The organism is Larkinella ripae, assembly GCF_054780775.1.
Map to the genome: position 1 here is coordinate 1,054,932 of NZ_BAAGVR010000001.1, position 20,807 is coordinate 1,075,738.

Annotated in this window: 16 protein-coding genes; 5 read left to right on the top strand and 11 right to left on the bottom strand. The window is 56.3% G+C overall.

Annotation, left to right across the window (positions count from 1 at the left end; genetic code table 11):
* The first annotated feature begins 280 nt into the window (after positions 1-280).
* Positions 281-3,388: a PAS domain-containing sensor histidine kinase gene (locus ACYVHX_RS04220; RefSeq protein ID WP_460670347.1), complete on the top strand. Its 3,108-nt coding sequence runs from the start codon at positions 281-283 to the stop codon at positions 3,386-3,388.
* Positions 3,389-3,541: 153 nt separating this feature from the next.
* Here the strand turns inward: ACYVHX_RS04220 and ACYVHX_RS04225 are convergent, their stop codons facing one another.
* The 3 genes from ACYVHX_RS04225 to ACYVHX_RS04235 form a co-directional block, all read right to left on the bottom strand.
* Positions 3,542-3,937: a response regulator gene (locus ACYVHX_RS04225; RefSeq protein WP_460670348.1), complete on the bottom strand. Its 396-nt coding sequence runs from the start codon at positions 3,935-3,937 to the stop codon at positions 3,542-3,544.
* A gap of 288 nt (positions 3,938-4,225) precedes the next feature.
* A complete protein-coding gene (locus tag ACYVHX_RS04230) occupies positions 4,226-5,764 on the bottom strand; it encodes a carboxylesterase/lipase family protein (protein ID WP_460670349.1) in 1,539 nt (512 codons plus the stop codon).
* 39 nt (positions 5,765-5,803) lie between these two features.
* Positions 5,804-6,958 (bottom strand): esterase, encoded by a 1,155-nt coding sequence (locus tag ACYVHX_RS04235; RefSeq protein WP_460670350.1) that lies wholly within the window; start codon positions 6,956-6,958, stop codon positions 5,804-5,806.
* A gap of 275 nt (positions 6,959-7,233) precedes the next feature.
* Between ACYVHX_RS04235 and ACYVHX_RS04240 the strand changes: the two genes are divergently transcribed.
* Both ACYVHX_RS04240 and ACYVHX_RS04245 read left to right on the top strand, forming a co-directional pair.
* The gene (locus ACYVHX_RS04240; protein ID WP_460670351.1) at positions 7,234-7,788 is read left to right on the top strand and encodes a DUF4468 domain-containing protein; all 555 of its coding nucleotides are present in this window, start codon (positions 7,234-7,236) and stop codon (positions 7,786-7,788) included.
* Positions 7,789-7,790: 2 nt separating this feature from the next.
* Entirely contained in the window at positions 7,791-8,294 is a 504-nt protein-coding gene (locus ACYVHX_RS04245) for a hypothetical protein (RefSeq protein WP_460670352.1), read from the top strand.
* A gap of 179 nt (positions 8,295-8,473) precedes the next feature.
* Here the strand turns inward: ACYVHX_RS04245 and ACYVHX_RS04250 are convergent, their stop codons facing one another.
* Positions 8,474-10,423 carry a heparinase II/III domain-containing protein gene (locus ACYVHX_RS04250; RefSeq protein ID WP_460670353.1) on the bottom strand — a complete coding sequence of 650 codons (1,950 nt, stop codon included), beginning with the start codon at positions 10,421-10,423 and terminating at the stop codon, positions 8,474-8,476.
* A 481-nt stretch (positions 10,424-10,904) separates the two neighbouring features.
* Between ACYVHX_RS04250 and ACYVHX_RS04255 the strand changes: the two genes are divergently transcribed.
* Both ACYVHX_RS04255 and ACYVHX_RS04260 read left to right on the top strand, forming a co-directional pair.
* The gene (locus tag ACYVHX_RS04255) at positions 10,905-11,342 is read left to right on the top strand and encodes a hypothetical protein (RefSeq protein ID WP_460670354.1); all 438 of its coding nucleotides are present in this window, start codon (positions 10,905-10,907) and stop codon (positions 11,340-11,342) included.
* Positions 11,342-11,677, top strand: coding sequence for a LytTR family DNA-binding domain-containing protein (locus ACYVHX_RS04260; RefSeq protein ID WP_460670355.1), 336 nt, complete (start codon positions 11,342-11,344; stop codon positions 11,675-11,677). The genes ACYVHX_RS04255 and ACYVHX_RS04260 overlap by 1 nt, the downstream gene beginning before the upstream one ends.
* 23 nt (positions 11,678-11,700) lie before the next feature.
* On the opposite strand, the gene ACYVHX_RS04265 is transcribed toward ACYVHX_RS04260, so the two are convergent.
* The 7 genes from ACYVHX_RS04265 to ACYVHX_RS04295 all read right to left on the bottom strand — a co-directional run bounded on the left by ACYVHX_RS04265 (position 11,701) and on the right by ACYVHX_RS04295 (position 20,790).
* Complete coding sequence (locus ACYVHX_RS04265; protein ID WP_460670356.1) at positions 11,701-13,692, bottom strand: right-handed parallel beta-helix repeat-containing protein; 1,992 nt, start codon at positions 13,690-13,692, stop codon at positions 11,701-11,703.
* 99 nt (positions 13,693-13,791) lie between these two features.
* Positions 13,792-15,813, bottom strand: coding sequence for a right-handed parallel beta-helix repeat-containing protein (locus tag ACYVHX_RS04270; protein ID WP_460670357.1), 2,022 nt, complete (start codon positions 15,811-15,813; stop codon positions 13,792-13,794).
* 66 nt (positions 15,814-15,879) lie between these two features.
* On the bottom strand, positions 15,880-16,953 hold the full coding sequence (locus ACYVHX_RS04275; RefSeq protein WP_460670358.1) for a sugar transferase: 1,074 nt from the start codon (positions 16,951-16,953) through the stop codon (positions 15,880-15,882).
* On the bottom strand, positions 16,954-18,060 hold the full coding sequence (locus ACYVHX_RS04280; RefSeq protein WP_460670359.1) for a DUF354 domain-containing protein: 1,107 nt from the start codon (positions 18,058-18,060) through the stop codon (positions 16,954-16,956). It lies immediately after the preceding gene.
* 8 nt (positions 18,061-18,068) lie between these two features.
* The gene (locus ACYVHX_RS04285; RefSeq protein ID WP_460670360.1) at positions 18,069-18,836 is read right to left on the bottom strand and encodes an AglZ/HisF2 family acetamidino modification protein; all 768 of its coding nucleotides are present in this window, start codon (positions 18,834-18,836) and stop codon (positions 18,069-18,071) included.
* Positions 18,793-19,464, bottom strand: coding sequence for an imidazole glycerol phosphate synthase subunit HisH (gene hisH, locus ACYVHX_RS04290; RefSeq protein WP_460670361.1), 672 nt, complete (start codon positions 19,462-19,464; stop codon positions 18,793-18,795). Before hisH ends, ACYVHX_RS04285 begins: the two co-directional genes overlap by 44 nt.
* A gap of 159 nt (positions 19,465-19,623) precedes the next feature.
* The gene (locus ACYVHX_RS04295) at positions 19,624-20,790 is read right to left on the bottom strand and encodes an N-acetyl sugar amidotransferase (RefSeq protein WP_460670362.1); all 1,167 of its coding nucleotides are present in this window, start codon (positions 20,788-20,790) and stop codon (positions 19,624-19,626) included.
* Between the last annotated feature and the right edge of the window lie 17 nt (positions 20,791-20,807).

Below are 20,807 nucleotides of genomic sequence, written 5' to 3' on the forward strand. Positions count from 1 at the left end.
AAGGAAAGTCAACCCGCTTTAAGTTCCGCATCCGGCTTCGGCAGTCGGTTTATTGTTTCCGGTTTTTCAGTTGTGTAAACAATCAAAAAACCGCCTTTTTGTTTCATGTATCTGATTATCAATACTGAATCTCATTCGAATTTGGTCACGAAGCGTTAGTTTACAACCCGGCTCGGCCAATCTTTCCCCTCCGACTGTAAACTAATTTTGCGTTTATTTGTCATTACTAGTATCTATGATGTAAGGTTACATCACCCAACGAGTGAAGGAAAATACGTCTGTGAATACGGAATCAGGAACCGATAGCGAGTTATTCCATTTACTGACGATGGCGACCCGCGACGCCGTCTGGAACTGGAACCTGGAAGCCAATACGGTCTGGTGGAACGAGGGATACACCATTTTGTTCGGCCATTCGGTTCCTGCGCCCCAGACCGGCCCGGAATCCTGGTATGATTATGTGCACCCGGACGACAAAGACCGGGTTTTGGGTAGCATTCACCACGTCATCGATCAGGCCGGAACCAACTGGGCGGACGAGTACCGGTTTCGCCGGGCCGACGGAACGTATGCCACCGTGTACGACCGGGGTTACATCCTGCACCGCAGCGGGAAAGCGGTGCGCATGATTGGCTCCATGCAGGACATTACCGAACAGGCGGTTTTGCGGCAGGCCCGCATCGAAAGCGAGGAGCGGCTCCGGATTGCCCTGCAATCGGCGCAACTGGGTACCTGGGACTATGATCCGATTCAAAACACCGTCCAGTGGGACAACCGCTCCCGGGAAATTCTGGGACTGCCCGCCGACCACCCCATGACGTACGACGAAGCCCTGAGCCACATCCATCCGGAAGATCAGGCCCGGGTTCACGAAGCCTCGCAACGGGCGATGCAGCCGGAATCGGGCGGCAGTTACGACATTAATTACCGCACCATCGGCGTCGTTGACGGCAAAATTCGCTGGGTTCGTTTCATCGGACAGGCTTACTTCACCGACGCCGGCCAGCCGTACCGCTTCTCGGGCGTCGTGCACGACACCACCAACGAGGTGCTGGCGCGCGAAAAAACCGCCTTGTCGGAACAGCAGGCCCGGCTGGCGCTGGAAGGCTCCGGTTCGGGTTCGTTTTCGGTTGATCTGGCCACCGACGAGATTCTCTATTCGCCCTCGCTCGCCCGCATTCTGACCGGCGAAGAACGGCTCGGCCTGCCCCGGGATATGCTGGTCAAATACCTCCACCCGCAGGACCACCCGATCCGCGACCAGGCCTACCGAATCGCACTGCGTACGGGAACGCTCAGTTTCGAAGCGCGTTTTGTCTGGATTAACCAGGAGGTTCACTGGGTCAAGGTGCTGGCGCAGTACCTCTACAATACCGCCGGAAAGCCGGTTTCCTTCTCCGGCATCGTGCTCGACATTACGCAACAAAAACAAAACGAAGCTTCGCGCCGAAAGGCCGAAGAACGGTTTCGGAACATGATTGCGCAGGCGCCGGTGGCGATTGGGATTCTGAGCGGAGAAAACTTTGTGGTCGAAACCGCCAACCAGACCATGCTGACGTTGTGGGGCAAAGACGCCGACGTTCTGGGTCGGCCGTTTACCCAGGCCGTTCCGGAGATCAAAGGGCAGGGCTTCCTGGAGTTGTTAAAAACCGTCTACGAAACCGGGGTTTCCCACTACGGTTTTGAAACCCTGGCGCGTCTGCACCGCAACGGCCAACTGGAAGACGCGTATTTTAACTTCGTGTATGCGCCCATGCGCGACGAGGACGGGCCCATTACGGATGTGATGGTGCTGGCCACGGAAGTCACGTCGCAGGTCAGGGCGCAGCTGGCCCTGAAAGAAAGCGAACAGCGGTTTCGGAACCTGATCGAAGAAGCACCGGCCGCCATTTCCCTGTTTGTCGGCCCGGAGATGATTGTCGAATTGCCCAACGAAGCCATGCTGAAAGTCTGGGGAAAAACCAGTACCGCCATCGGAAAACCGCTGCGGGAAGCGGTTCCCGAACTGGTCGGCCAGCCCTTCCTGCAAATTCTGGACGAGGTGTATGCCACCGGCATCGAATACGCTTCGAAGGAAGCCGCAGCCGAACTGGTGGTGGACGGGAAACGGGGTATTTACTACTTCAATTTCACCTACAAACCGCTCCGCAACGCCGACGGCGAGGTGTACGCTATCCTCGATGTGGCCATCGATGTGACGGAACAGGTGCTGGCCCGACGGCGGGTGGAAGCGAGCGAAGCCCGGTTTCGGACGCTCCTGGAGGCCATTTCGCCGATGACCTGGACCAACACGCCCGAAGGCGAAGTCAATTTTTACAACCAGCAATGGTACAATTACACCGGGCTGGACTACGATCAGACCAGGGCCTGGAGCTGGCAGGCGGTGGTTCACCCCGACGACCTGCCCAACACGCTGGAAATGTACCTGAAGGCGCTGGAATCAGGCACCCTTTTCGTGGTTGAAAACCGCTACCGGCGGGGCTCGGACGGGATGTATCGCTGGCACCTGAACCGGGCGCTGCCCATCCGCGACGAAACCGGGGCCATTACGCTCTGGGTCGGGACGGCAACCGATATTCACGAACAAAAAAGCATTGAAGCCGAACTGGAGCGCCAGGTGCAGGCCCGCACGCATGAGCTGAACGAGTCGAATCAGGACCTGCTTCGTTCAAACGAAAACCTGACGCGCTTCGCCTACGTGGCTTCCCACGATTTGCAGGAACCGCTGCGCAAGATTCAGTCGTTCGGGAGCTTGTTGCAGGGTCAGTACGCTGCGGAACTGGGCGAAACCGGGCTCGACCTGATCAGCCGGATGCAGTCGTCGGCCAGTCGCATGTCGGAACTGATCAAGGACTTGCTGGCCTATTCGCGCATTTCCACCCGGCAGCGCATCTTCGACCCGGTTTCCTTGCCCGATATTCTGTCGAAAGTTTTTGAAGTGCTGGAGCTCCAGATTCACCAAACCCATACCGCGCTGACGGTTCAGGACGACCTGCCCACCATCCACGGCGATGCGTCGCAGTTGGGGCAGCTTTTTCAGAATCTGGTGTCCAACGCCATCAAATTCAGCCGGCCCGGTATTGCGCCACAGATTCGGATAACGTACCAGAAGTTAGCGGCCAGCGACTTGCCGAATCCCATCCGAACCAGCCGATCGGCCCCTTTCTTCCACCGGATCAGTGTCATTGACAACGGCATCGGTTTTGATGAAAAATACGCCGACCGAATTTTTGAAGTATTCCAGCGGCTGCACGGAAAACTGGCCTACAGCGGCACGGGCGTCGGGTTGGCGATTTGCCAGAAAGTAGTCGAAAATCACGGAGGGGCCATCACCGCCCACAGCCAGCCGGAGCAGGGCAGTACGTTCAGGGTGTATCTGCCGGTTTGAGTACGGGATACGGTTTTCGGGATACGGTTTTCAGTTTTCGGTAGCTGACGCACGATGTGACCCGAGTGCAGTGGTTCCGGCGGAGAAGCGTCCCGAAACGGCGGCCCGGCGCTCCGGTGGCTCACCGAAAACCGAAAACTGAAAACCGTACCCCTATTTCGGATCGATCAGGGTCCCGCAAAGCTGGTGCATGAATGTTTGCCAGGCGGTGTAGTTGTTGGGTTTAATCCAGCACCAACTCACGTGCAGCTGGCGGCAGTGGCTTTCCCAGCTGGGATCAATTTCGGAACTCATCCAGGCAATGGGCACCGTTTGAAAGGCCGACCGGGCCCGTAATCCTTCCGTTAGTTCCATGCCATCCATGCGGGGCAGGTGGTAATCAATCAGGATGAGGTTGGGAATGATTTTTGAGCTTTCCAAATACAGCAATAAACTGGCTCCATCACTAAATGGATTGAGTTGACAGATTCCGCCAATCTGAATCATGGCTCGCTGCATCAGCCACAAATCGTCATCATCGTCGTCTACTACCAATACAAGTGGCTTCATAAAATTCAATCAACGGACAGTTGCCCCAAAAACGGGCCTTGGCTCATTTATTGCGGGCCAGAAAAAACTCTTCTTGGCTTAACTGGTTTAAACCCCGGTTGTTTGCGCTTTTATGAATTAAAAACCGCTATTTGCCCCTTTTCTTACTAAATAGTCCAGATTAAAATAAAAAAGGAATCTTGCCTGTCAAATGATGCATGTTGAACGTAAAAGTGCCGGATTGAGAGCCTTCTACAGTCGATATGCATCATTTGACAGGCAGGATTCTGCTTTTCGATCCCGTGCCGCTTACTTCCGCCGGTAATAGCTCTCCCAGAAACGGAGTTGGTCTTTGGTGGGCAACGGACGGTGTTCGATCTTTTTGTCGATGATCTGGACGAGTTCGGTATCGTTCCGAAAGGCCCGCCAGCTCGGCAAATTCCGCCCGTTCGGGTTGCCGGTTTTGGCAAAATTGACCCAATACGACGACATCACATCCGCAATGTGCCGGTCGATGGCTTCCCAGGGGCGGTTTACGGTATGCAGGTTGTTGTAGGCATACGGCACCTCGCCGGTATGAAACGCGCCGAACTGCGTCTGGGGGGTGTGAGCGGGCACCTGGCGGGTGAAATTGTACACAAAAACCGGGGCCTTGCCGCTCTGGTTCTGAATTTTGGCCCAGGTGTAATCCTGAATGGCAAAGGTTTCGTCGCGGTTGCTGTGCCCCTGCGACTGCGCGGCTTCTTCTTCCGTGCGGGCCGGATACACCGCCAGATAAGCCTCCGCCCGGTCGCCGAACCGTTTGGCAACCTGCTCCCGAAAAACCGCAGCCCCGACCGGCGCGCCCATCACCTTGTCGTCGCCGTTCCAGCCCAGCAGCAGCGGCACGTCGTTTTGCTGCCCTTTATTATAGATCTCATCAATGCCTTTGGGCAGCAGGTAGCCGTCCACAATCGGGGCGCTGAACCCGCCGGCTTTCAGCACCTCTTCCGCCGGTTTGGCCCGCAGGTCGCTCAACGAAGCCGCACCCAGCTTCTGCGCAAATTCCACCCCCAGTTTCTCGGCGTCCGACAGGCTTAGCTTGGGCCGGATCGGGCTGGTCAGAAAACTCCCCCCGCTCTCGGCAATGGCCCGGTGAAAAAGCCCTTTCGCCAGCGGAGAAGCCGTCAGGAAATTGACCGCAAACGCCCCCGCCGACTGCCCGGCGATGGTCACGTTGCCCGGATCACCACCAAAGGCCGCGATGTTTTCCCGGACCCATTTCAGGGCGGCAATCATGTCGAGCAAAGCGTAATTGCCCGAAGCCTGGTAGCCCGATTCCGCCGACAGTTCGGGATGCGCCAGAAAACCGAAAACGCCCACCCGGTAGTTGATACTGACCAGCACGACGCCCTTTCTGGCCATTGCTTCGCCGTCGTAAATCGGGCAACCCGCGCCCCCGCTCCGAAAACCGCCCCCGTAAATATACACCAGCACCGGCCGTTGGTCGGCCGCCGATTTGGCTCCGGTCCAGACGTTCAGGTACAGGCAATCTTCGCTGATGGGCTCCGCCGGAATCAGAAACTCCGTCGACCAGTAGAGAAACGGAGCCGGTTTTCCCTGCATCGGGCTGGGCCCAAAAGCCACGCATTTTTTCACATCCGACCAGTTGGCAACGGGCTGCGGAGCCTTCCAGCGCAGATCGCCCACGGGCGGAGCGGCAAACGGAATGCCTTTAAAAATCCGGATGCCGCCGGTTTTGCTGGTGGTTCCTTCCAGGCGGCCGCTGGCGGTTTTGACGACCGGCCCCTGTCCGAATACCAGGGCGGGAAGGAGTACGTTCAGCCAGAAGACAAAGAGTTTTTTCACCGAAGAGATGAGGGCGGAGTAAAAGTTCAAAAACCGGGTTTATTTGAAAAGCAACGGGACGTATTCGTTCAGGTACTGCCGCCAGTTGGTCCAGGTATGGCCCCCCGCCGTCTCTTTGTACTGGTACTTGATCTGGTGTTTGTCGAGCAGCGCCATCGTTTTCTTGTTGGCATCCATGACAAAGTCATCCTTGCCGATTTCGATCCAGAATAACTTTTTGTTTTTATTAAACCCGGGGTCATTTAGCGCGCGGGCGTACTTGGTTTCGGCTTCGTCGATGGTTGGGCCGAAAAAACCGGAACTGAAAACGCCGACGTAATTGAACAGTTCCGGGCGGGAGAGCGTCACGTCCAGCGTCTGAAAACCGCCCATCGACAAGCCGGCAATGGCCCGGTTTTCGCGGTTCGGCTGCGTGCGGTAGTTTTTCTCCACGTAGGGCATGATTTCTTTCAGCAGTTCGTCGGCAAACAGCGCCCGCATTTTCTGCATCGCATCCGGGCTGGGCATTCCGGTCGAGGGCGGAAGCGGCATGCTGCCGTTGGGCATCACCACGATCATGGGTTTGGCCTGCCCGGCCGCCAGCAGATTGTCGAGAATGAAACCGGCACGACCCACCGTGGGCCAGCCCGAATCGTCGTCACCCCCGCCGTGCAGCAGGTAAAAAACCGGGTATTTGGTCGTGCCTTTTTCGTAACCGGGCGGGGTGTAAACGTGCATCCGGCGCGTCATGCCCAGCGTGTTGGACTGGTACCAGACCTGCCGCAGCTCCCCGTGCGGCACCGCGCGGTTGTCCTGAAAAACCGTCTCGGCACCGGGCAGCGCCATCACATTTTCCAGACTGCTGATGCCCTGTTTGATCACCGGATTTTTGGGGTCCATCGTCCGAACGCCGTCTACGGTCAGGGTGTACGTGTAATAATCCGGTTTCAGCGGCCCCACCGTCACCGACCAGACGCCGTGTTCGTCTTTGGTGAGATTCAGCGGTTTCATGGCCGACTGGAAATCACCCACCACGCTCACATCACTGGCTTTGGGGGCGTAAATCTGAAGGACTACCCGCTTGTCGGCCAGGACTTTTGGCGACTTGAGGGTGTCGTTCGGGGTGGGTTGCCGCGGGGGCGTTTGCGCCAGTACCTGAACGCTCAGGAACAAACCAGCCAGCAGCAAGCGGGTGAAGGCAGACGTAACGGTCATAAACGGATCGGATCAAGGTTGAATCGCTTAACCAAATGTAGAAAACGTTTCTTAGCGTAAAAAATACGGAAAGCTTTTTTTTGATTATTTCAGGATCGATTAGCAGAATTTACACACCATTCACTCCGGCTGAACCACCCGCCGATCCGGCAGTTAGTGGCCCTTCTCCCCTACTTGTGCACCCAAACCGGCCGGTTGTGGCTTCCGGCTGGACAGGGCGGCTCCGGTCGCTGTAGTTTTGTACCCATCATCGGAATACTAACAAATACTACCTCATGAAACGGATCTTTTTTACCCTGCTGCTCGCCGGTATGACCTACGCCCACTCAGCCCAGGCCGATTGCCCCCCCGCCGTTGTCGACGGAAAACTCCACGGAACGCTGCCCGTCACCAACCAGAAAGTGGTGTATGCCGAGGTGGTCGATTGCGGCAGCGTGTCGCAGGTCGAGCTGTTCCGGCGCGCCCGGCTGTGGGCGGCCCAGACGTTCCGGTCGGCGGGCGAACCGTTTAGTCTGAGCGACAGGGAAACCGGCGATCTGGTCGGGAAAGCCGTACAGGTCGTGACCCTGCCGCGTTCGGAAACGTCCGCCGGTGGCGTCTACAGCTTCCGCTACACCGTGGTGATTGAGTGCGCCAACCGGAAATACCGGGCCACGATCAGCCACATCGAATGGCTGGAAGGGGGCGCGGATACCAAGTCGGTTCCGGTGGAAAGTTACTGCCAGAAAAACGAAAAAGACTTGCGGGCGGCCTATACCGAGCTGGACAAACAACTAAAAACCGTGCTGGCGTCGCTGCAGGACGAGGTGAAGAATTACAAGGCGTTTTAAGCATGAACCGCACCGTGGCTTACCTGCTGGGGCCGGAAGTGCTCTGGCTGCTGATGTTCGCGCTCACCGCCTTTCTGGCCAGCCGCAACGAACCCATCACCGAAGCGGGCAACGACCAGTTGCTCAGTCTGGGCTGGTATTTACCAATGGTCGCCGTGCTGCTTTCGTTCGTGCCGCTTTTCTGGGCGCCGGGCGTTCCGTGGTGGTGGCTGCTCCGGATCGGGCTGGCCGGCCTGATCGGCGTGGTCTGGCTAACCGGCATCGTCTGCGGTGCGGTCGATTACCACGACAGCCGCAATTCGGGCGTCGGCACGGCCTTTGCGCTGTTCATCGGCCTGGGCTACATGACCCTGTTCGGGGGTGCTATCGTCGCATCTTTTTTCTTTTTAACGAAGTGGAATTTTCTGCCGGTTTTGAAATGGACCCTGATTCTGATCGGCGGTTTTTCGTCCTGCATCGGTTTACTTTTCTGGCTCGCTTCCTTCGCTAAAAACACAAGCGCCTGACGGTTTTCGGTTCTCAGGTTACGGTTTTCGGTATTCGGTATACGGTTTTTAGTTTTCGGTATACGATATACGGTTTTCGGCCAGCATTACTGCAATCGATAACCGAAAACCGCATGGTGCTACCGCGATCTGAAAACCGGAAACCGTATACCGAAAACTGAAATCCGTATACCGACGCTTTATTTCCGTGCGATTCTGAACGTGTGCTTATCCGTGGTTTTGGGCTTTAAAACTTTAAATGAAATCCGGTAAATGGAGTCGCCCCACTTGGTAATAATACCCTGATCTTCGGCCGATTCCAGTTTTATTTTTTCAACCGAAGGGCGCATCTTTTTCGCGTCGTAATTCACGATAAAATCTTTCGCTTCGCCCTTTTCCGGTTTGTAATGAATGAGCAGTTCGCCGTTTTTACCCACTTCGGCGGGGTAGCAGGTCATCAAATACTGGGTCAGCGCATCCGCTTTTTTCAGGCTGAACGCATCTTCGATCTGCACATTTTTCCCCCGGTTTAACTGAACGGTTCGCTGCCAGTTATTTACCCCCGCGCCGGCCGGATACGCCTTCGTCATATCGACGGAAAACTGGGTGGTTAAACCGTCCGGTTTGTACGAAACGTTCGTGGCTTTAAAGTTCATCCCCGGCGGTTGCGTCTGGCCGTTAATCGCTGGCAGGTTGTGGTAATCCGAGCAGTTGTACCAGATTTCGTACCGTTTCGGACTGAAGGTTTTGGCCGTATACGTGCCCCGTCCGACATCAATCAATAGCGGCTGGCCGTCGTAGTAAACCACGTAATTTCCAACGTCGTTGTGGTTATGGCTTTCCTCGTTGTGCCCCCCTTTGGCGGCTACGTAAAACCCGTTGGTGGTGCCGGGCAGGTCGCGGGCGGCAAACACTTGAAGATCAGGCAGCCAGACGTTCTGGGGCAGCGGCAATCCCTGGGGGGCTTTCTGGTAGGCATCCTGAATAAACAGGGCGTAGAAATTCCGGAAATAATGAAACCGCCCCAGGCTGCCGTCGGCCGGTTTTCGGTAGAAAGCGCCGAATTTCACCATCTCCGGGTCGTTAATGTCAACACCGTACCGATAAATCATGCTGGCGGCCATGACGGGCTGCGGGTCGGCATCCGCAAAATTCAGGAAGTAGTTTTCGCTGATCTGGGCGCGGTAGATGAATTTGCCCATATTCCGGAATTTTTCATCGGCGTAGACGTACTGAAACGCGTTGTTACTCGCCAGATTGAGCATCGAAATGTTGTCGTATAAAGAGGCAGCCGCGGCCCCCCAGTAGCTCGGTCCTTCGTCGCAGCCCCCGTCGTTGGGGTACGGATTCAGAAATTCATCCAGCACCTTCAGCAGTTTCTGCACCGAAGCCGTCCGCTTCTCCTCGTCTTTTTCGAGCAGCAAAACCGCATTCAGCCAGTTCGAACAAATCCAGGGATTCCAGTTGTTGGGTGGTCGTCCGTTGGCATTTTTGCCCATCCAGCCGTGGTGCTGCGTCATGAGCGGCTCAAAGATGCGGCAGTTGGTTTCGTGGTAAATCCGTTTCCGGAGCTGGGGCGAAACCGCATCGAGTTTATCGCCCAGGTAATAATCAACCCAGGCCAGGTAGGTGGCGGTTTCGGCCGCGAACAGATCGACAAATGGCCGCGAAACATCCATCAGCCCGGCATACTCCTTCGATTTGGGCAGGTGGGCCGACGCGCCCCAGAACGACTCCTCGCAAATGGACCAGACGCCGTCGATGATGGGATCAATAAACCGCCCTTTGTTTTCGTAAATCTCGGCCAGCAGCAGCGTTCCGAGCACATCGCGCTTCTGGAAACTGATGGCCTGGTATTCGTTGCGGTCGCCCGTGCGCTCGATCAGCAGCGATTTGGTGGCGGGGACCGTCGGCCATTGGTACGTCAGATAAGTTTCGGCTTTCTTCAGATACGCCTTCATCATGTCCTGGTCCGCTTTGGCCCAGCCCGCGCGGTCGTCGCGTTTCGGAAAAGGCGTCCATTTCGCCTGCGGAATCAAAACCTTTTGCAAGGCGTCACCGGTGTATTTCCCACTCAGCAGATTCGGTGATTGCGCGAGGGACGGGAAACAAACCGGCAGGATCAAAAGCCATCGTAACACTGTTTTCATGCCGCAGGAGTTTAGGGTCAGGAAACCAGTCTGCGCGTCGCCCAGCCCTTGGGGAAGCTGCGCCCAGGCGATCAGACCGGCATTTGGTACCTTTTTTAGCTGAAAGGATCGGGACGCCGGTTTTTACTAATCCGGCTGCCAGGGCGGGGAGAAGGTCGTTCTGGTCAGGAGAAAACCGCTTACGAGGGGAAACCAGTATGCGGGCTTAAATGGAAAGCGGCTGACAGACAATTACTATGCCAAATGGCCGTAAACCAACCTTAAATTCATGAAGTGATTTTTTGGTAACTGATTCGACAGGTGGTGGAAGGATAATTTACTTTTTTATTAAAAATTGACGAATAGCACTAGTACCTGCATAAAATGGCATTGTAATTGGTCGAAAGTCAATGAACTAATCTTCTCGGGTGTTCCCCAGCCAAATTGATTACTTCTGATCAGATTTGGTGTCTTTGCACCTGGGTCTTCCTCTTTCTGAACAATGTCATTCTGGTTTACTCAACGCTACGGTACACAACCTGAAATTGAAGAATTCTTCCACCGGACTACACCCGCCACCAATCCGGCAGCGGTCGACATTCCGGTCAACGAAATTTTCGATCACCTGCAAACCTGGAAGCAGCATCGGCTTCCTCTACCACAGATTCTGGCGCAGGCCCGCTGGTTTGTGCTCTGGCACCATCCGTCCAACGAAGCGACGCCCTACGGGTTTGCGGTTCTGGAGGAGTCTGCCAATGCGATCTACGGCTACAGTTTATGGGCTCGTCAGAGCGGTCGGATTCAGCCGATAGCCACTGCAACCGACAAAACCACCCTGGATGATTATTTACAGGCCGAACGATGTGAATTAACCACCGAAGCGGGGCATGTTCGCTCGTTTCTACGGAACGTCGCCCGGCAATTGCCCGCCTTTTCCTGATGCAGCAACAAGCGGGTTTTCTCCAATTGCGAGGCTACAAACTTCCGCTACCCCTCTCCGATCTCATCTGGCTGGAGGGAAATAGCAATTACAGCCTCCTGCACCGAAATAATGCGCCCAAATTGATGACGGCCCGAACGCTGGTCCGGTGGCAAAAGCAGCTGCCCGGTTTTATCCGCATCAGCCGAAGCGCGCTCGTCAATCCCTACCATATTTTAAGGCTGCACCGGGTTTCGACGTATCAGGTCGAAATTACCCTGACCAACGGGACGGTGTTGCAGGTGGCCCGCCGACGCATCGCCGAAGTGTTCCGGACGATCAAGATGATCAATTAGCCCCATCAGGCGGTTTTCGGGGTCTATTGCGTGGCGTAGCGCAGGTCGACGCCAATCGCAAAATCTTTCTTGGCCTGATAGTTCGCGCCGTAGGTAGTGGCCTGCGCGCCAAACAAGACCTGCCCTTTTTCACCCGCTACTTTTCCAACGCGCGAGCTGTTGTCGGTCAGTACTTTAAAATTAAACGACTGACTCATCGGTTTCTTCGTGGCCGGCATTCCGCTGAAAACCGGGCGGGCTTCCTTGTTAAACTTGAACCCGAATTCGCCCGACAGGCTGATCACGTTGTCCTTCTTATCGATTTTGAGGTTTTCGATCGACTTCTGAACGGGATTCTCACCCGCTTCGGATTTTAGCGTTACAATGTCGCTGGCCCGCAATCCCTGCACTTCACAGCTCGCCCAGTCGACGAGGCTCCCGCCCGAATACGACGAATGACGAACCAGAATCATCAGGTTTTTCAGTTTGACCGACGATGCGCTGCCGAATGTGTTCTCCCGAACCTGCAGGTTGGAAAGCTGTTTTTTGATTTCTTCGGCATACACCAGAACGGGGTTGGTGTCCATTCCACCCAGCGAATTAAACACAAAATGATTGCCCTGAATCACCAGCTTTTGCCGGATGCCATCGATGTAAATCCCGTAATTCCGCACAAAATCGAACGAGTTGTTTTTGATCGTAATCTGGCCGTCGGGCAGCAACGCACTGGCCAGCCCGATTACCGCCCGCGGATACCGGCTATAATCCGGGTTCTTTTTGTCGCCAATCTGCGCAGCATAAGTGTTGCCGGTCACGGTATGGTTTTGCCCGCCCGAAAGCGAAATCGGCACGTCGCTCAGGCCCAGAATCCGGTTGTCGTTCAGAACGATGTTCCGGCCCCGAAGCTGAAAACCGGAGCGGCAGTTGATGGCCGTGTTGCCCTGAATCAGAATGCCGTCGGCCCCGCCGTGGGTAGCCACACAAAACGACTGCGTACTGAACAGGTCGTTCCCCCGGTTGGTGGTGCCGTCGCCCACCGCCACATTGCCGGTCGCCTTGCTGAGTCGGGTTGCTCCAAACCGGCTATCGCCCGAAAAATCGCAGAGTTTGCGGCAACCGTACGAGCGGTTATCGTGGATGTTGTACAGGAGTCCGCCCACCGTGGCAATGCCGTAGCCCTGTCCTTCTTCGTTGGCTTTTTCAAAAACACAGTTGGCAACTTCGGTATTGTAACAGCCGTAGAACTGACTGGCGGCATACTGTGCATTTCGGATCATCACGCCGTTGATCACGCAGTTCTGCATGTTCATGACCCCCAATCCTACCACCGAATTATTACCGGTTTTGCGAACCTGAAACTCGATGTCCTGCAAACGCAGGGTCGCGGACTGAAAGCTCAGCACCGACTTGACCTCGGAGGTCGTATAGTCATCCTGACAGGGGTGCTTTAACTTGATGAGCTTCCCCGAAACGGACTCGACGACGTTGCATTCGGCTTTTTTCGTGTCCGATTCAATGGGCCAGTCTTTGGTTGACTGAATCACGATCAGGTCACCGGCTTTCAGGCCGCTGGTCGATGCCAGGGTGATGGTTTTGTCGCCCGCCTTGGCATTTTTCGCCAGTTTCGTCGTCAAATCGCCCCCCCGGGCCGATAGCAAAACCGGAAACAGATCCGAATCCGGCAGGAGAAAAACCGCCGGTTTTCCGATGGTTTTGGATTTGACGGCGATGGTTCCGGCAAAGGCGTAATCGATGGGCGTTTTCAGCAAATACGTTCTGGCCGGATCGACCAGTAAGCCGACGTTATTTTTCCGGCAATGCTCAAAAGCCTGCAACAGTTTTGGCGTGTCGTCCGAAGTGCCATTACCCGCCGGTTTAAACTGGGCGAAATCGACCCAGCTATTGGCGTTCAGGCGATACCGTCGCTGGTCGGCGGTCGCAATGCCGCTGCCGTTTTCCGGTTGATTTTCCGGTGTTTGCGCCCGTGTGGTCAGCGCTATGCCTATGAAGAGGCAGAGAAACCCGAGTTCTTTCATCCTAGTAACAACAATTGTCCGGTAACAGGACGTTAACAGCAAAGACTGAGCCAATCAAAGAGCGGTTTCTCTTCCCCAAAATGACGTTCTTTTCGGGTGTCAAGGGGCCGGGGTCCGATACCGGATATCGATGCCAACCGTGTAGCGGGTCGTTGGGTTGAACGATGCCCCGAAGGTCCCGGTTTGGGCCCCGAAGATGATCTGCCCCGTTCCGGCCAGGACTTTGCCAACGTACAGATTATTGTCGTTCTGGACGCCAAAACCGAAATTGATGGGCGAATTCGTCGCGGGCAGCCCTTCCAGCAGCGGCTGCGCGGTGGTTCGGTAGCGGAAATTAAAACCGCCGGACAGGCTGACCGCGTTGTCTTTTTTGTCGATGTACAAGCCCTGCAACGAATGCTGCGCGGGCGTATCGCCGGTTTCGGTGGTCAGCCGCAGGACGGCATCGGCCCGCAGGCCCTGCACCTCACAGGTCGGCCAGTCGAGGAGCGGGCCGGTCGGATAGGCCGCGCTCCGGGCCAGCATCATCAGGTTGGTCACCTGCGTAGAATCCGCCGACGGCTGGCTGAACGTGTTTTCCCGAACCCGCAGTCCGGCAATGGGCGCGCTGACCTGATCGACATAGACCAAAACCGGGTTGGTGGTGGCCCCGCCCAGGGCGTTAAACTCAAAATGGTTGTTCTGAATCAAGGCCCGCTGCCGAACCCCGTCGATGTACACGCCGTATTCCCGCACGAAATCGAACGAATTGTTTTTGATCGTCAGATAGCCTTCGGGCAGGAGCGTGCCGGAAAGCCCAATCACCGCCGAGGGATAGTTGGCGTAGCCGGGCGCTTCGCCGGAAGAACCGTCCAGCTTCAGCAGACACTGGTAGGTGTTGTTCGTAACGACGTGGTTTTGCCCGCCCGTCAACGAGATGGGCAGTAAGCTCCGCCCCAGAATCCGGTTGCCGTTCAGCGTGATGTCCTTACCCCGGAGCTGAAAACCGGTCCGGCAGTTGCTGGCCGTATTGCCCTGAATCAGAATCCCTTCGGCCCCGCCGTGGGTGGCAATGCACTGCGAATCCGTGCTGAACAGGTCTTTGCCGGTGTTGGTGGTTCCTTCGCCGATGGCGACGTTGCCGGTGGCCTGGCTGAGTCGCGTGGGCCCGCCGATGGCCCCGCTCGAAAAATCGCAGAGTTTCCGGCAGCCGATGGACTGGTTGTCGTGCACATTGTACAACAGTCCACCCACCGTGGCAATGCCGTAGCCCTGCCCCTCTTCGTTGGCTTTTTCAAAAATGCAGTGCGCAATCTCCGTGTTGTAGCAGCCGTCGAACTCCGTGGCCGAATACTGGGCGTTTCGGACGATGACCCGGTTGATGATACTGAATTGCAGGTTGTTCAGGCCCAGGCCGATGACGGAGCGGTTTGCCGTTTTCCGGACGTTGATTTCAATATCCTGCAAAAAAAACCGGGCGGGCAGGAAGTTCGTAACGGACCGGATTTCGGAGATGGTGTAACTGTCCTGACACGGTTGCCGCAGCGTCACGGTCTGGCCCGAAATGCCTTCAACGACATTGTACTCCCCTTTTTTAGTGCCGGTTTCAATCGGCCAGTCCGTAGTGGACTGAATCACCAGCAGGTCGCCCACACTCAGGCCGGTCGTACTGGCCAGCACCATCGTTTTGTCGCCCGCAAACACGTTGACGGCCAGCGTGGTGCGGAGGGCTCCGGCGGTTGCGGCCATTCGAAACGGCGATCGCTGCGCATCGGTCAGGTAAAAAATAGCCGGTTTTCCCGGTCGTTTGGATTTGATGGCAACGGTGCCGGTAAACGCGAAATTGACCGGCGACTGGAGAAAATACGATTTAGCCGGGTCGACCAGCAGGCCCAGGTTGCGCGCCCGGCAGAGCGTCAGCGCCTGTTGCAGTTTCGGCGAATCGTCCGTGGCGCCGTCACCGGCGGGCTGGAACCAGGCAAAATCCATCCAACCGGCCACGTCCATGTACAAGTTGGCGGATGTGTCGCTCTGCTCGGTCCGGTCTTCGTTCAGGCGCAACGTCGGCTGGGCCCGCCCGACAACCGTCAGCAGCAAACAACAGCCGATTACCACATTCCGTTTTACGCTACTCCATGCCATTGGTTAAATCTATTAATCGCCAAGCAAACCGGCCTCCCCTCTGGCCCGCTGCGTTTGCCGTTTCCATTATTTACTCCGGGCCCGCTTCCAAAGAATGTTGTACGCAATTTTGCCCAAATACCGGAGGTCGGTTTGCCAGGGCGCTTTCGCGTACGCTTCCAGGTAGCGCCGTTCCGACTCAACGATTTCGGCAAAATTCCGGGGCATGTCGGCGTAATAAGGCGGCAACAGCCCCGGTTTAAATTGAAACCGCGCCAGTTGCACTTCCTTCGGATACAAACTCAGGTAATGCGGACTGAGCGGCCGCACCCCCACGATCTTCATGTCGCCCTTCAGCAGGTTAAGAATCATCGGGATTTCATCGATCCAGTATTTCCGCATCCATTTGCCCGGCGTCGTGATCCGGAAATCGTCTTTAAATTTTCCGCCGGTTTCCAGGCCGTTCGTCTGAATCAGGTATTCCTGCAGGTGTTCCGAATACGGGTGCATGGTCCGGAATTTATAGACGCAGAACGCCTTGCCCGCCCGCCCAATCCGCCACAACCGCAGCAAAACGCCCTCCGACGACGGCCGGCGCTCGACGTAGGGCTCCGCCGATTTGTGGGCAACGATCAGCATCGTGCCGGTGGATTCAAAAACCGCATTGACCGAAAAACCGGCGTAATACAAGCGGCCAATCACCTCGGCTTTCGACACGGCGCGGAGTGAAACAAACAGCTTTCGGTACAGCTTTCGGGTCGGAAAAATGCGGGGCGCCACCCGGTGCAGGGCATAATCCGCCAGGTAATAGACCTGCCGAAAACCCGCCGGCAGGTGCTGAATCAGACGCTGTTTCCGTTGCTGGGAGGTTTCCAGCCGGCAAATCAGAAAACCGCCGGTTCGGAGTTGGCTGAACATCAACCGAAAAACCGCATTCAGATCCGCAGGCATCCGCAGCAGGTCCGGAATAATGGCCGCCCGGCCGGGCTCGGTGGTCGGGCGGTTGGGCGCAGAAAAGCCTTGTAAAACCGCCCGGTCTACCGCACCGCCCGTCGCAGTCTGGATGTTCAGAATATCGTCTTCGCTGAACAAACCCGCTGCCGCTGGCTGGTCACTGGATGGGTTGTGCCGGGTCTGGATCGCTTCCATCGAAGTTCCCATTTAAATCGAAGCCGGATTGAGGGTCAACCGAAACGTGTCCTGCACCGCCGGATTGGCCCGCAGGTCGGCGGCACTCTTTGGATAATTTTCGACCAGCCAGACCATGAAAGCCGTCACGTCGATTTTCTCCGCCAGCAGGGCCTGCCGGCGTTCCTGCCAAAGTTCCCGCGACGGACTGGTGAGCAAACTCATGGCTTTTTCCAGGACCCCCTCAAACGTGACAAACAATTCCTGCAAACCGTACTGCTGCAATTCGATGTGAACACCCGGGCAGGTATCCGGAGCCAGCAGGCTGTTGATCAGAATGTTGGGCACGCCCAGCAGGGCGCATTCGCTGGCGGTGGTGCTGCCTTCGCCGATGTACAGACTGGCGAACGCCAGCAGGTCGTGGAGTTTTTCGGGGGCCAGCCGAAACCGGTGCGATTCCAGTTCGGGCGGCAAGGCGCCTTCCGACGAAATAAAGACTTTGGCGTGCTGGCTCAGTTGCTGCACGAGATCAATTTTCTGGTTCCGGCTCATGCCCTGCTGCCCCACGTCGTGGCTGGCTCCCCACGAAATAAACCGCAGGATCACAAACCGGTCCTGGCGCGTCAGTCCCAGTTCGGCCAGCACCCGCTCGTCGGGCCGGAACTGCGTAGGCGCCAGGTGGCACAGCTCGATGTAGCCTTGGTAGCGAATCTGTTTCGCGCCCAGTTCTTTCCGAAAAGAGCCGGGCGTCACCACCGTGTCGGTAAACGGCAGATACATCAGGTGTTCGAGTTTGGCGTGTTCGGTATCGTCGAACGCGATATGCGGTTTTCCAAACAATTTGGAAACCTGAGCCGCGTAGGGCGACCCGAAACTCAGAAACAGATCGGGGCGAAACTTGCGGGCCACCCGGGCCAGCGCGGCATTGCCCCTGAGCAGGTAAAGCAGTTTGCCCAGCAGCCCTTTGCCCCCCGCTCCGCGCGACACATACGGCAAGCCGTAGGCATTCAACAGGCTGAAAGTCACTTCCTTATCGCGGGCGGCAATGACAATCTGGTGGCCTTTCTGTTCCAGCCGCCGGATGGCGTTCCGGAAGTAATGAACGTGGGCCGGGTGACCGATGTCGATCAGAATTTTCATGGTGGGGTTCAGTTCGTCAGGTAAAGTTTACGCAATTCGGTTTGGGCGGGAAAGTTGATCAAAACCGCCCGACGCGGGCCGTGAAACACGAACATACTGCCCGCCGAAGCCGCCGAAGCCCGTCCTTCGGTAACCACTTTCTGCACATCGTCGAACGTGCCGCAACCGCCCAGCGCCACCACCGGAACCGGCACCGCATCGGCAATTTTCCGGACCAGCTCCTGGTGGTAGCCGCCCATCATGCCGTCGTGTTCGATGGATTGAATGACGAGTTCGCCCACGCCGAGGTCGGCCATCTGTTTCGCCCATTCCAGCGGTGACCGGCTGGTGGACTTGCTGCCCGCGTGACTGTAAACCAGTTCTTTGCGAAACAGATTTTTCTTCACATCCAGGCACACCACGATGGTCGATGCGCCAAACTCCTCGGCGGCTTCCCGCACAAAAGCCGGGTTTTCGAGCGCGTAGGAATTCAGGCAAACCCGCTCGGCCCCGGCTTTGATGAGGGCTTCAATCGACTTCAGCGAGCGAATGCCGCCACCAACGGTGAACGGCATGTTGGTTTCGTCGCCGATCTGACGCACCAGTTCCGGGTCGATGGTGCGGTTTTCGGCCGTCGCCCGGATGTCCAGAAAAATCAGTTCGTCGGCGCGCAGGTCGTTGAACAGCTTGACGGCATTGATCGGATCGCCAAGATACCGGTGGTTGCGAAACTGCACGCTTTTCACTAAGCCCTTATTCTGCAACAGAAGGCAGGGAATTACTCGCGGTCGGTACATGGGTGGTTTCGTTTGCCAGTTTGATAAAATTCCGGAACACCTGAACGCCCGCGTCCTGGCTTTTTTCGGGATGGTACTGAAATCCAAAAATATGGTCGCGCTGCACCGCCGACACGAAATCGTAGCCGTAGTGGGTCCGGTGAAGGGCGTCCGACGGATCGGTCAGGCTGACGTGGAACGAATGCACGAAGTAAAATAGCTCGTCCTGGTTCAGGCCTTCCGAAATGGGGTGATGCCGCACCGGGTCGATGCTGTTCCAGCCAATGTGCGGTATTTTCAGCGCCGGGCGGTCGTCGAGCCGAAACCGGATGGTGTCGCCTTTGATCCAGCCCAGTCCTTCGGCGTCGCCTTCTTCGCTGTGGTCCATCATGAGCTGCATCCCGAGGCAAATGCCCATTACCGGCACCTTTTCGTCCTGCACTCGCTGATGCAGCACGTCCAGCAGGCTCATCTGGCGGAGCTTGTCCATCGCCCGGCCGTAATGGCCTACACCGGGCAAAATCAGGGCGGTGGCTTCTTCGATCGCGTGCGGGTCGGCACTGATGGTGCATTCGACGCCCAGTTTCCGAAACTTATTCAGAACGGAACGCAGATTCCCCATTCCGTAATCGACAATGACAATTTTCATAGAAGTATACGGTTTTGCGGTATACAGTTTGGCGGTTTTCGGTATACGGTTTTCAGTATACGGTGGCGATGGCATCCTCGTTCATTATGAATTGTTCATTCGTACTGCGCCAGCCACCGTAAACCCAAAACCGTATACCGAAAACCGTATACCCTAAAACTAACTGGCGTATTTCAGGTATAAAATGTGCGGCAAAATCCGCAGCTTGCAGGCCACCCAAATGGGCAGCCGCAGCAGTTTGATCAGCGGCAGATACGTTTTAAAATCCTGGTGCGACTGCGGGGCGCGGTGGTAAACCGACTCCCATTCTTCCAGCGACCAGCCCAGCTTTGAAATCGCGTAGGTCACCACCGAGCGGTCGTATTCGTAGGAACTACCTTCCAGTTCGGCGATGGCTTCTTCCCGCGCCACCTGCCCGGAACGAATCAGGGCCGACAACTCGGTTTTGCGTTTGTCGATGTTGAATTTGTTCGGCAGCAGAAACGACTGGAAGAATTTGGTGTACAGGTTTTCGTGGTGGTGGCCGCCGTAATAAACCCAGCCCAGATCGCGCGCCAGGACATCATCCACTTTTTTCTTGTTGTAATCGACGTACTCAAGCAAGCGAACTTCCCGGATGCGCTTCACAAAGCTGCAATAGAGCAAATACGGTAACATCATCACCTTAAAACTCCGCACCACGCCGGTTCCGAATTTCTTGTGAACGTCCTTAAAATACCGCCCGTCCATGTAGGTCCAGCTAATCGGCGAAGTTCCTTCGGTCCGGAACGAGTGGCCGTTCAGGATGTAGCCAACGCCTTCTTTGGCCGCCGTTTCGTACAGCACCGAATAAATGGCGTAGTCGGTCGGAATGTCGGCATCGGGCACCGAAGCCTTCAGAAACGCCCGTTGCAGGCCCTTGAATTCTTCCCAGTCGGCCACCACCGTGTGCAGATCAACCCGCAGCAGATCGGTGGCTTTCCGGATGTTCGACACCGCAATGTCGGAGTTCCAGCCGTTGTCGAAATGCACCGCCAGCGGGCGCAGGCCCAGCTTGCGCGCCATGTAAAGCGTGTAGGTGCTGTCGCGGCCCCCGCTAACGCCCACAATGCAGTCGTAGGGTTTGTCGCGGCCGTCGCGTTTGATTTTCTCGACAATTCGCTCCAGATCCTGCTGCATGGTTTCGACCGGATGCAGCCGGTCCATTTCGTCGTGGATGTGGCAGTATTTGCAAATCCCGGCTTCATCGAACCAGATGTCGGCCACGGTCGTATCGAGCACGCAGCGGTTGCACCGGCGGTAATCGGTTAGGGGCGTAAGTGTGAGTGCTTTGGTTGTCGTTTCCATAAGAACAGAACGTGTAT